Here is a 12,206-nt window from a genome sequence, read left to right on the forward strand (position 1 = left end):
TCCTTATACGCCAAAGATGGCCATGAACACACCTGCGGCAACTGCTGTTCCGATAACTCCTGCTACGTTAGGTCCCATAGCATGCATCAGAAGGAAGTTGGTAGGATCTGCCTCTGCACCGACCTTCTGTGATACACGGGCCGACATAGGAACCGCGGACACTCCGGCCGATCCGATAAGAGGATTGATCCTGCCGTGTGTGGCCTTGCACATGATCTTACCAACCACAATACCTGAAGCAGTAGCTACTGCGAAGGCTACAAGTCCTAAAACCACGATCTTAAGGGTTGAAGCATTAAGGAATGCCTCAGCTGAGGTAGATGCACCTACTGATGTACCCAGAAGGATGACTACTATATACATAAGGGCGTTGCTGGCTGTCTCTGTAAGCTGTCTTACAACTCCGCACTCCTTGAAGAGATTTCCAAGCATCAGCATTCCGACAAGCGGAGCTGTTGTAGGAAGGATAAGACATACTATAACGGTAACAACTATAGGGAAGAGAATCTTCTCAAGCTTACTTACCGGACGCAGAGTCTTCATATGGATCTTTCTCTCTTCCTCTGTCGTAAGAGCCTTCATTATAGGAGGCTGTATGATAGGCACGAGAGACATATACGAATATGCTGCTACTGCTATAGGTCCCATCAGAGCTGACTGTCCGAGCTTTCCTGCAAGGAAGATAGATGTAGGGCCATCTGCTCCTCCGATAATAGCTATAGCTGCTGCTGCCTTATCGGAGAATCCGAACAGGATGGCAAGAAGATATGCCATATAGATACCGAACTGTGCTGCAGCTCCTAAAAGGAATGAAATAGGGTTTGCGATCAGCGGAGAGAAGTCCGTCATCGCTCCGACTCCCATGAAGATAAGTGATGGAAGGATCGACCACTCATCGAGCTGGAAGAAATACCAGAGCAATCCACCGGTGCCGTTGCTGGTCTCCTGCGGACTTGCAATGATATCAGGATAAATATTTACCAGAAGCATTCCGAATGCGATAGGCACCAGAAGCAGAGGCTCGAAACCCTTTGCGATAGCCAGATAAAGGAATACACAGGCCACCAGTATCATTATGAAGTTTCCTACAGTAAGATTCGCAAATGCAGTCTGATGGAAAAGATTGCCCATCGTCTGTGCAATATAACTCATTTATGAATCCTCCTTAGAATCAGTCCTCATTCATTGTCGCAAGAAGAGCTCCTGTATCTACTGAGTCTCCTTCCTTACAGTCGATCGTTGCAACGGTTCCTGCCTTTGGAGCAACAACCGGTGTCTCCATCTTCATTACCTCAAGTACTACTACAGGGTCTCCAGCCTTTACCTTTGTGCCAGGTCCTGCTGCGATCTTGAATACCTTACCCTGAGCCCCTGCCTCGATACGGATGCTACCTGCAGCTCCGTTTGATACAGGACGTGCCTTTGGAGCCGGAGCGGCTGCTTTAGCAGCTGCCGGAGCACTGGCAGTTGAGCCGGTCTCTTCTACGGTTACGTCATATGCCTTGCCATTTACTGTAATGGTATAATTTTTCATGGTTTAATCCTCCGATCAATATCTTCTCTTGATGTTCCTGACTACGAATGAATCAGTAGAAGCTCCCGTTGATGCTGCTATTGCTGCGCTGATCACTGCAATAAGCTCTCCGTCATCCTCCTCTGGAACCACTTCTGCCACTGTCCTGGCTGCCTGTTGCTGCTGTCCGGCTGCCTCTTCCTTATTCTTATGCTTATTCTGAAGATAAGGAATTATGTTGAATGCATAGATTACCAGACTAATAAGTATCAGAACGCAGAATACGGTAACCATTCCCATTACCACATTAAGCGCCGCCTTACCCATGGTCTCACCTAAGCTGTAGATCTTTTCGAAGTTCATCGAGGAAACCTTCATATTGTAGGTCTGATATACAAAGATAAGTCTTGCATCCCTGTTCTGAAACTTGAGGACCTGTGTCGTCGTTATAGTCTTTCCTGACTTTGCAACTGTGAACTTTCCGAAGTTCTTGAATTCTCCGAGGCCCTTTTTATTCTCCTGCCAATTGGAGACAAGCTCCATGTACATCTTCGAGCTCTTGTCTTCCTCATTTGCCTGCGACTGCTGCTTATAGTATGAATAAGCCTGCTTTAAGTCAGAGCTGGACATGGAAAGGAGCTGCTTTGCCATACCCTGCTGGCTGGACTCAAGCTCCTTTACGGAATGACCGCCGTAGCTTGTAGCCGCCTTTCCACAGGAAGCCAGGAGACATACGCTAAGAACAAGCGCAAGTATTATACCTGTTTTTTTCTTCATCGGTTAATGCCTTTCCTGCTCTGTTATCTGGTTACATGCTTTCTGTATACTTCGTCAACCCTCTTTGTGAAAAGGACCTCATATGCATCGATCAGATACTTCCTTATGTCTGCTGCATTCACAAATCTGTCAACATATCCTCTTCTGGCTGCATTATCTGCTCCTGAAAGCTTGGTCTGGAATTCTTCTGTTGAGATTCCAGCAATCTTTGAGGCCTCTGAAGCCGGAAGGGATCCCATATCTGCATCGGTGAAAGCATAAACCACATCTGCGCCACTTGCATGTGTGCCCATGAGAAGAGCTGCTGATGTATATGCCTTTGCTATGACTGAAACCTTTGGAACGGTTGCAAGTGAATATGCATTGATAAACTCAGCTGCTGCAGATGAAAGAGCTGCCTCTGCATGAAGAGTTGTCATAAACCCTTCTGTCTTTACAAGAGAAAGAACAGGGATGTCAAATGCATCACAGAACTTTACAAAATCTGCTGCCTTCTTTAAGCACATAGGGCAGAGTCTGTATACTTCCTTGTCATCACATGTCCTGGCATTATTACCAAAGGCACCTACTGTCATTCCATCAAGCTTTATGAAGCCGCATGAAATCCCCGGTGCATATGCTGCCCTGACCTCGATGAACTGCTTGTTGTCAGAGATCTCTGTAAATACCTCTGCTGCATTCTTATATGCTGCTCCGACGATCTCGCTTGCTCTGTTTAGATCATCTGTGCATTCATCGATACAGCCTTCCTCGATATTGCTTCCAGGAAGAACTGGAACAAGGGTCCTTATGGCTGCTAATACATCGTCCTCACTTCCGGTACCGTCGATCCCGCCGCCTCTTGTGCTTCTGAAGGCATAGGTCGATACATCAGTATCCTTACCATCAGAGATGGTAGATGGTGAATTGAAGTAAACCTTAGCATCATCTGTCATATAGGTGAAATCCGCCAGCGAAAGCAGAGCTGAAAGCCCTCCGCCGCAGTTACCGAATACTGCCATGATCTGCGGGATAACACCGCTCGCCTCAGAAGCCTTAGTAAGAACGCTTCCTAATGCCTCGATCGCATCAAATGACTCTAAAAGCCTTATTCCTGTGCTGTCTAAGAGCCCTATCACCGGAGCTCCTACAGCTATAGCCTGTTCATAGATGCGAAGGATCTTCTTTGCATGCATCTCTCCGATAGATCCGCCAAGAACTGATGGTTCCTGAGCGAATACGAAGACGAGATTTCCGTCTATCGTTCCGTGTCCTGTCACAACACCATCGGAAGGTGTCTCCTCTGCTCCTGTGTTGAAATCCGTACTGCGGGCTGTAACCGATGCGCCAATTTCTACAAAGCTGTTTTCATCGACTAATCCCTGGATTCTCGAGGCAGCAGTAAGTGCTTTTTCCTCACTCATGTCTTAATTCCTCCAACGTCTGTTTATATTACCTCTGCGAAAAAATCGCAACTTCTCATATCTTAACCCAATTTCAACATATTATCAAGGATTAAATGCTAAAAAATCAGTTTAAGCTTACACATCCACATCATGTGATAATGCTTCCTGATCCGCCTCTTTCTTGAATTCCTCAATCTGCTCTCCTGTGAGCTCCGGAAGCGATGAAAGCGAATCAATACCAAAGACACGTAAAAACTCCTCTGTCGTGCCGAAAAGAATAGGACGTCCCGGCGCCTCCATCCTTCCGACCTCCTCGATCAGATCATATTCTATGAGCTTGTTTATGGCTCTGTCTGAATTTACTCCGCGGATCCTGGTTATGGCAGACCTTGTTACAGGCTGTCTGTATGCGATTATAGACAAGGTCTCAAGAAGGGTATTGGTAAGGACAGCCTTCTTGGGCTGCTTTGCAATCCTGATAAGAGATGGGTAGATATCCCTTGCCGTACACATCTGGAATGAATCCTCAAGCCTTACAAGCCTTATCCCTCTGTCATCATCCTCGTAATCCCTTGAAAGCTCCTCGGATGCAAGGATTATTTCCTCTCTTCCGACATCTAAGGCCTTTGCTGCCGTATCGACATTAAGACTTTTCCCAAGTGCGAAGTATATACCCTCAAGCTCCTTTTTTAACTCTCTGACATCCATTATGCTATCTGTGACTCCATCTCAATGTCTCCGAATATCTCCTCCTGCCTTGCCTTTATCTTTCCGGTCTTCATAAGCTCAAGCATTGCAAGAAAGGTTACTATGACCTCTGTCTTAGTCTCTGATGCCTTAAGGATATTCCGAAAAGAAAATCTCCTGTGTACCCTTGCAAAAGAGATAACCTCTCCTATCTTCTGATCCAGAGACACCTTTTCCTTCTTTATCGAGCCAAAGCGGCTCCTTATAGGATCTACCCGGTTCTTCTGTCTCTTAAGCACATCGTTGAAGACCTGGTTCAGCTTCTCCAGCGTAACACCTGAAAGCAGCTCTGCCGGATCAGTTTCAGGCTCATATTCCTTTACCTCATCCGGTATGGTAGGCTCCTTATATAAGACAAGTCCGGCCGATCCGGCCTGCTCTGCGAGCCTGAGCGCAAGCTCATGATAGGTCTTGTACTCAACAAGCTGCCTTACAAGCTCTTCCCTGGGATCCTCATCCTCCTCGTCCTCTTCTTCGCTTCTTTCCTCAGGAAGAAGCATCTTTGCCTTAATCGAAAGAAGTGTTGAAGCCATTACCAGAAACTCGCTTATGTTATCGAGATCCTCATAGTCGATCGAATCCAGATATTCCATGTACTGGTCTGTGATCTCTGCTATAGGGATATCATAGATGCTTACCTTGTTCTTGTCGATCAAATGGAGAAGAAGCTCAAGAGGCCCTGAAAATACAGGGAGCTTAACATCAAGTCCTGCTTCCATCATGCTCTCCCGGTGGATCCGAATCCGCCTCTTGATGTCTCTGACAGATGGTTGCATTCCATAAATTCTATCTGTGGCTGGTGCTTTATGATCCTGAACTGACAGACCCTGTCATTTACAGATACATGGGTATCCCTCATGGCAAGCACCGGAAGCATCAGCACGTCGTCATCCCCGCAGTAGCTCTCGTCCACAACGCCCACGCTGTTGGTCTGGATCAGGCCGAAATTCTTGTAGGTGGATGACCTTGGCGCTATAAGCATTTCATATCCGTCAGGAAGCATGACTGAAACTCCCAGATCTATAAGGGCGAAATCACCCTTCTTAAGATCGTAGTCCTTAGCTGCCCTTAGATCGATCCAGTCGCTTACTCCGTCTATATATCTAAGCTTTTCTATCTTGTCGGTATGATATTTTATCCTGATCTTCATATTCACTCTGCTTTCTTATCCCTGCACATCAGATCGCGGACTCCGCAGGCCACATCCTTGCCTCCGAACAGGACCTTATTGACCTCTGTTATGATAGGCATGGAGACCTTGTACTTCTTGCCGAGTGCCAGAGCAGCCTTTGCAGAATAGACTCCCTCGACAACCATATGGACCCTTTCCATAGCCTCCTGATATGAAGCCCCCTGTCCAATAAGCACTCCGGCCTGGTGATTTCTCGAATGCACCGATGAGCAGGTCACTATCAGGTCTCCTATACCGGCAAGTCCGTTAAGCGTATCCCTGTGTCCTCCCATGGCTACTGCGATCGCCGTTATCTCCCGTATACCTCTTGTGATAAGGGCTGCTCTGGCATTGTCTCCGTTTCCTACTCCATCGGACATTCCTGCTGCCAGTGCTATGACATTCTTTAGAGATGCTCCGACCTCTATGCCTACTACATCAGTACTTGTATATACCCTGAAGTTTTCATTCATGAAAATGTCCTGAACCTTCTCTGCAAGCCTCTGGTCGGTCGAGCCTGCAACAAGCACTGTAGGAAGATCCTTTATTACCTCCTCAGCATGGGAAGGACCAGAAAGAACCGATGTCACAGCACCCGGTATCTGATCCTCTATTATCTGGGTCTGTGTAAAAAGCGTATCCTCCTCTATTCCCTTTGATACAGAAACTATCCCTGTCTCCTTAGTATAAAATGGAGCAAGCTTTTCTGCTGTCGATCTTGTTGCAACAGATGGTACTGCAAAGACTATAAGATCAGATCCCAGAACAGCCTGCTGCATATCGCTTGAGAATTCTATGCTCTTATCGTAATAATAGCCCGGAATCTTTTCTATCCTTCTTTCGGAAGCAAGTATCCTTTTTACCTCATCCTCTGAATATGACCAGATCCGGACCCTGTGTCCGTTTTCGGTCAGCACATGGGAAAGAGCACTTCCCCAGCTTCCTGCTCCCAGTATAGTTATCTGAGCCATTTACCTGTCCTCCTTATTCCGGTGATGAAAAGAAAATTTATTCTCTGAATGATCCAGAAGCCTTTTTATATTGCTTCTGTGACGGACTATTGCAAGGATCCCGACCGCAAATGACAGGATCACTATCTCCGGTGCATCAGATACAGAAAAGATACTGTGTCCTGTCATTATGGCGATAGAAGCCATAAATGGAAAGGTCGCTGCACAGAGTATGGATCCGAGCGACACATACCGGGTAATGGAAACAGCCATTATAAATACGAGAAGCTGAGGGAGCACTATCACCGGATAGCTTACAATAAAAAGCCCCAGTGATGTAGCTATGCCCTTTCCTCCATGAAGCTTCATTGTCAGTGGAAAATCATGTCCTATAACTGCGCCAAATGCAGCATAGAAGGCATATACCGCACTAAGATCCGATCCCTTTGTCAGCTGTCCTATTATAAGAGCCGGTATCACTCCCTTCAGGCAGTCGAATACAAGGCAGAGAGCTCCAGGAAGATTTCCAAGAACACGCAGAGTATTTGTCGTTCCTATATTCCCGCTTCCCTGTCTGGTGATATCCACCTTTTTTGCCTTTCCCATAAGGTATCCGGATGGAATATTACCAAAAGCGTATCCGATAACAAAAGCAAGAAGTCTGTACATCACTCGCCCTCTTTTCGTTGTCTTACTATAAAGTGTATTGCTGTTCCTTCAAAGCCGAATGCATCCCTGATCCTGTTTTCCAGATATCTGAGATAGGTAAAATGCATAAGCTTCTTATCATTTACAAATATAACAAATGTCGGCGGCTTGACCGATACCTGGGTCGTATAAAAGATCTTAAGCCTTCTTCCCTTGTCAGTAGGCGGCTGCTGCATGGCAGTGGCCTCGGCTATGATCTCGTTTAAGACTCCGGTCTGGATCCTTAAGTTCTGGTTCTGTATCACCTGATCTATAAGCTGATAAAGCCTGCTTACCCTCTGTCCTGTCCTTGCGGAAATGAATTCAATCCTGGCATATGGAATAAATGAGAGGACCTGTCTGATCTTTTGCCTATGCTCCTTTACGGTATGGTCATCCTTTTCGATCGCGTCCCATTTATTTACAGCTATTATAATACCCTTTCCTCTGTCATGGGCTATGCCTGCTATCTTTGCATCCTGCTCTGTGACGCCCTCTGAGGCATCTATAACAAGGATCACGACATCAGCCTTTTCAACTGCTGCTACAGCCCGGATGATCGAGTATCTCTCCAGATCCTCCTTTACCTTGCTCTTTCTTCGTAGACCCGCAGTATCGACAAAGAGATATTCCTGTCCATGGAACCTTACCAGAGAATCAAGTGTATCCCTTGTAGTTCCAGCAATATCAGAGACTATTGCTCTTTCCTCACCTGTCAGACGGTTGATTAGCGATGACTTGCCGACGTTAGGCTTCCCTATTATCGCTATTCGCGGTATATCAGACCCGTCATCCTTATCGCTTCCCTTTGGGAAGTCTGCACATACAGCATCAAGCAGATCACCAAAGCCCAGATTTCCTGCTGCGGATACCGGATAAGGATCACCTATACCCAGATTATAGAACTCATATATATCGTTTCCCTGCTTCTTGAAATCATCTATCTTGTTCACACAAAGAACAACAGGCTTACCCGACCGGCGCAGTATATCGCACACCTTTCCGTCTGAATCGGTAAGACCGGTCTTTGCATCTACAACAAAGATGATAACATCAGCCGTATCTATTGCTATCCTTGCCTGATCGAGCATCCTTGAAAGAATTATATCGTTAGAATCAGGCTCTATGCCTCCTGTATCCACCAGCGTGAAATCGTGATCCAGCCAGGAGGCATCAGCATATATCCTGTCCCGTGTGACTCCAGGTGTGTCCTTTACTATTGAGATCCTCTCGCCTGCTATTGCATTAAACAGAGTGGACTTGCCGACATTCGGCCGCCCGACTATAGCTACTATTGGTTTTGCCATATTTCCTCACTTTATTTATTAAGAAGGGCAAAAAGCAGATCCTGCCCGCTTGATTTTACAACAGTGACCGGTACTTGTAAAGCTTGTGAAAGCTCCGAAACGGTCATATCATCCAAAAAGACTTCCTCATTGCTCCTTAGCATATTGACAGGGATAAGGAGTCTCTCGTTTACTCCGTGTTCCTTTAGCTGCTCAAGGAGATCCTTTCCGGTTATAAGTCCGGAAACCGTTATCTGCTCTCCGAAGAAGTGGTTTATTATGGTTACCACATCCACTTTTATTCTCGGATATTTTCTCATAAAGCCATAAGAAAGCTCCTTTAGAAACGGTGCGGCCAGTGCTCCAGTCGCAATCGTTACGCTTTTATGCCTTAAGGGATGTCTTCCTTCATTTGAGAGAGCCTCGTTAAACTCATCTATAAGAAGCCTCAGCATTCCGACTCCGTTTTCCAGCTGGCCGAAGCCATCGTATCTGTCCGAGTCAGGCAGCTTTCTTCCGGCCAGAAGATACCACTCATCTGACGGATATACAAAATGTTCATTGTATTTCTCATACATGAGGTCTGACGCCGCCTCTATCTGATCTATGACTGATCCTGCATCATCTCCTGTAAACGGATCCAGATGATAAAGTCCCTGACGAAATCTGGTAAGACCTACCGGCACCACAGAAAGCGACCTTACATATGGATAAAAGCCTGCCAGATCATTTATTGTACGATCAAGCTCAGCCCCGTCATTTATCCCCTTGCAGAGGACTATCTGTGTATTCATTGTAAGGCCTGCATCCGCTATCCTTTTTATGTCAGGCATTATATTTGCAGCGTTTTTGTTGGCAAGCATCCTGACTCTTAAGCTGGGGTTTGTAGTATGGACCGAAATATTTATTGGAGAAAGCCTGTAGTCTATTACCCGATCAAGCTCCTTTTCGCCCATATTTGTAAGCGTCACATAATTGCCTTGAAGAAAGGAAAGTCTTGTATCATCATCCTTGAAATACAGCGTCTCTCTCATTCCCGGAGGCATCTGGTCGATAAAGCAGAACATACAGTGGTTCTGGCAGGATCTGTAATCGTCTAAAAGGCCATTCTCAAAGGACAGTCCTATATCCGTATCCTCCTCACCCTTTTCTATATGGTACTTTTCCTCAGTCCCATCAGGATGGCGGATAAGGAGATCAAGGCTTAGGCTTTCCTCGTAATAATAATAGTCAAATATATCCTGCAGGGATCCGTCGCCTATCTCAAGCAGCATGTCACCCTTGCTTATACCGGCCTTATCCGCAGCCGATCCCGGTCTTACGTATGATATCTTATGTGTTTCTGTATTCAAAGGCATTTCTTATCAGTCTGATCTCACCCGGCAGTATACTTACCACATCAAAACGCACATTTGCACTTATCTGATGGAGTCCGAGATAGAAAAGAGCACTCCTTATTATCTTTCTCTGCTTGTCAGCCGTCACACTCTCCTCCGGATAGCCGCATCGCAGGGAGCTCCTGTACTTGACCTCTATAAAGCAGATCGTATCCGATTCCTCTGCTATTATATCGATCTCTCCCTGTCTGCATCTGAAATTGCTTTCCATGACCCTGTAGCCTTCCTTTTCAAGAAAACTCCTTGCCTGTGCTTCCGTATCCTCCCCTACCTTTCTCCTGTTCATAAATGTCCTCCCCTTTTCTTAGGTCTATCTGAGCTTTGATCTGAGTCTGTCCATCTTGTCAACAAAGACAAGGATCTCTGCAACCACCTCATAGAGCTGTGGCGGTATAGCATCCCCTATCTGGAGGGAGGATAAGGTCTTAGCCAGGGCAGAATCCTTATAGAATGGCACATCTGCCGCCTTTGCCTCTTCTATTATCCTTTCGGCTACCTCTCCCTTCCCTGTCGCTATTATCTTAGGGGCCTCGTCTCCTGCCTCGTATGAAAGCGCTACCGCTGTTTTTTTGTCCTGATCCTTCTCTTCCATTATCATGCCCTCACGTCAAACGAATATCTGAGTATCTGTTTTCCATTTATCCTTGAGGATCTTACTCCCTGCTTAAGGAAATCATCCAGAAAGTCTCTTTTAGGCTCTGATCCGCTCACCGACAGGCTGCAGCTGTATCCCATCGATTCAAGCCTTTCCTTAAGCAGGTCTATATTATTCTCGATCAGGCTGTATGAGATACGGTCAGACAGAGAAAATTTCGTATCCAGCTTTTTTCCAAGAAGCCTGACCGAGATATCCGTAGAACCCAGATTCTCCAGATCGAAATGGAGAAAGGCGCTTACCGGCTCATCCGGATCCCACTTTTTCTTTCGCTTGTCCGAATATATATACAGCTCTCCTGTAGCATTTGCTCCTGAAAGCTTTAGCGGTATCTGTATATAATTATATACCGTATTCACCTCTTTTACAAAGGCAGCATTTCCCCTTGCCCCCTCAGATGCCTGAGTCAGTCTCTGCCCTGCTTCCTCAGGCAGCCTTGTCTGGGCCGCTCTGGCCACCTCCTCCATATCCTTTTCTATCCTGTCAAAAAGCCTGCTGACTTCTGCCTTGTCAGCCACCCTGTCAGGGCTTAGCGCATATCTGTCAGAAATGATCCCTTTTATCAGCTCGCTGACACCTCCTGACCTTAGGTGACCTGCAGTAAAACTGCTGCCCCTTGAATCAAAGAGCCATTTAACAGCAAGAAATACATCCTTTGTCAATGCCTTTGGATCAAGTCCCCCCTTACTGTCAAAGAGACCAGGAAAGGTCTCTCTCATAGTCCGATCAGATGCCAGAAAGTCCGAAAGTCTCTTGAAATCAGATGGAGTCATAGTATTTCCTACTGCCCCCTCCGGATAGTCAGACCTGTTCATATCAATATGGCTCTCTACCGCAGCAGGCGCCTTTTCCTCCCCCTTTAGATCGGCTACCGATACCGGCTCATTAAAGCCTTCATCTGTAAGCGGATCATTATTTACCACGGGCTCTTTAGCAAGGATTCCTTCTGAAAGCGACCTGTCTCCATCCAGATAGATATCTGTAATGATATCTGCTATTCCATCAAACAATCCAGGCTCCTCTGCTATTATCTGGCAGGCACTGTCGGAGAGAGCTGAAATAGAATCACTTATTAGCTCTCCTCCCTCGCGGACATTTTTTACCATTGAAAGCATGGTCTTATCAGCCGGCAGTCCCAGACTTTTAAGGACTACTGCAGTCCTTGGATCTGCCGATGGGACTGAAAAGACCAGATGGCTCATCTCCTGTATGCTTTTTGAGTCTATAGGGAGATGATTCTTTATCATCTCATCAACCATAGCTATAGTCTGATCCGTTACCGGAAGGGAGGCGCTCTTAAGTGCATCGCTTATTATTGGGTTTCCCAATGAGGCTCCAACTGATACAGGCTTTATCGATATCTCCTGACCGTCATTTTTCATTACCTGAAAGAATACGGATTCCCCTATCGAGAGATCTAAATCCGCAAGAAGTCTTGCCGTGATATTCTGCCCGCTTGAGAGCCCAAGAAGCACAGTAGACCCCTTGATGCTGTTTACTGTACCTTCAAAAACAGTCCCTGCCTTAATAGCACTAAGTGCACCTGTCAGCTGCTCGACGCCCTGAGGCTTTGTAGCCTGACTGCTGTTATTATTCACACTGCTGTAATACTGGTTAATGAGATTCTTTATTTCCATA

The 12,206-nt window shown here is 46.2% G+C and carries 14 protein-coding genes; all 14 read right to left on the reverse strand.

The genetic code is table 11. The features are described from left to right. Window positions 1-3: 3 nt before the first annotated feature. The 14 genes from ACTNCK_RS07470 to fliK all read right to left on the reverse strand — a co-directional run bounded on the left by ACTNCK_RS07470 (window position 4) and on the right by fliK (window position 12,205). Window positions 4-1,152, reverse strand: a complete 1,149-nt coding sequence (locus tag ACTNCK_RS07470; RefSeq protein ID WP_441081878.1) for a sodium ion-translocating decarboxylase subunit beta — start codon at window positions 1,150-1,152, stop codon at window positions 4-6. Between the two features lie 19 nt (window positions 1,153-1,171). Then, window positions 1,172-1,534, reverse strand: coding sequence for a biotin/lipoyl-containing protein (locus tag ACTNCK_RS07475; protein WP_441081879.1), 363 nt, complete (start codon window positions 1,532-1,534; stop codon window positions 1,172-1,174). A gap of 15 nt (window positions 1,535-1,549) precedes the next feature. Then, window positions 1,550-2,290 (reverse strand): OadG family transporter subunit, encoded by a 741-nt coding sequence (locus ACTNCK_RS07480; protein ID WP_441081880.1) that lies wholly within the window; start codon window positions 2,288-2,290, stop codon window positions 1,550-1,552. A 23-nt stretch (window positions 2,291-2,313) separates the two neighbouring features. After that, window positions 2,314-3,693, reverse strand: a complete 1,380-nt coding sequence (locus tag ACTNCK_RS07485; RefSeq protein WP_441081881.1) for a carboxyl transferase domain-containing protein — start codon at window positions 3,691-3,693, stop codon at window positions 2,314-2,316. Between the two features lie 117 nt (window positions 3,694-3,810). Continuing rightward, window positions 3,811-4,383: an SMC-Scp complex subunit ScpB gene (gene scpB, locus ACTNCK_RS07490; protein WP_441081882.1), complete on the reverse strand. Its 573-nt coding sequence runs from the start codon at window positions 4,381-4,383 to the stop codon at window positions 3,811-3,813. Continuing rightward, the gene (locus tag ACTNCK_RS07495; RefSeq protein ID WP_441081883.1) at window positions 4,383-5,144 is read right to left on the reverse strand and encodes a segregation and condensation protein A; all 762 of its coding nucleotides are present in this window, start codon (window positions 5,142-5,144) and stop codon (window positions 4,383-4,385) included. The genes scpB and ACTNCK_RS07495 overlap by 1 nt, the downstream gene beginning before the upstream one ends. Continuing rightward, entirely contained in the window at window positions 5,141-5,572 is a 432-nt protein-coding gene (locus tag ACTNCK_RS07500) for a dUTP diphosphatase (protein ID WP_441081884.1), read from the reverse strand. Before ACTNCK_RS07500 ends, ACTNCK_RS07495 begins: the two co-directional genes overlap by 4 nt. Before the next feature lie 2 nt (window positions 5,573-5,574). Continuing rightward, complete coding sequence (locus tag ACTNCK_RS07505) at window positions 5,575-6,564, reverse strand: NAD(P)H-dependent glycerol-3-phosphate dehydrogenase (protein ID WP_441081885.1); 990 nt, start codon at window positions 6,562-6,564, stop codon at window positions 5,575-5,577. Next, the gene (plsY, locus tag ACTNCK_RS07510; protein WP_441081886.1) at window positions 6,565-7,212 is read right to left on the reverse strand and encodes a glycerol-3-phosphate 1-O-acyltransferase PlsY; all 648 of its coding nucleotides are present in this window, start codon (window positions 7,210-7,212) and stop codon (window positions 6,565-6,567) included. Next, window positions 7,212-8,537: a ribosome biogenesis GTPase Der gene (gene der / locus ACTNCK_RS07515; protein WP_441081887.1), complete on the reverse strand. Its 1,326-nt coding sequence runs from the start codon at window positions 8,535-8,537 to the stop codon at window positions 7,212-7,214. The genes plsY and der overlap by 1 nt, the downstream gene beginning before the upstream one ends. An 11-nt stretch (window positions 8,538-8,548) precedes the next feature. Next, entirely contained in the window at window positions 8,549-9,874 is a 1,326-nt protein-coding gene (locus ACTNCK_RS07520) for a DUF512 domain-containing protein (protein WP_441081888.1), read from the reverse strand. Continuing rightward, on the reverse strand, window positions 9,849-10,199 hold the full coding sequence (locus ACTNCK_RS07525) for a YraN family protein (RefSeq protein WP_441081889.1): 351 nt from the start codon (window positions 10,197-10,199) through the stop codon (window positions 9,849-9,851). Before ACTNCK_RS07525 ends, ACTNCK_RS07520 begins: the two co-directional genes overlap by 26 nt. Before the next feature lie 24 nt (window positions 10,200-10,223). Then, window positions 10,224-10,505 (reverse strand): EscU/YscU/HrcU family type III secretion system export apparatus switch protein, encoded by a 282-nt coding sequence (locus ACTNCK_RS07530; RefSeq protein ID WP_441081890.1) that lies wholly within the window; start codon window positions 10,503-10,505, stop codon window positions 10,224-10,226. 2 nt (window positions 10,506-10,507) lie between these two features. Then, window positions 10,508-12,205 carry a flagellar hook-length control protein FliK gene (gene fliK, locus ACTNCK_RS07535; RefSeq protein ID WP_441081891.1) on the reverse strand — a complete coding sequence of 566 codons (1,698 nt, stop codon included), beginning with the start codon at window positions 12,203-12,205 and terminating at the stop codon, window positions 10,508-10,510. Window position 12,206 lies beyond the last annotated feature (1 nt).

Origin of the sequence: Candidatus Weimeria sp. HCP3S3_B5, from assembly GCF_052064335.1 — a bacterium.
GTDB lineage: Bacteria > Bacillota > Clostridia > Lachnospirales > Lachnospiraceae > Weimeria.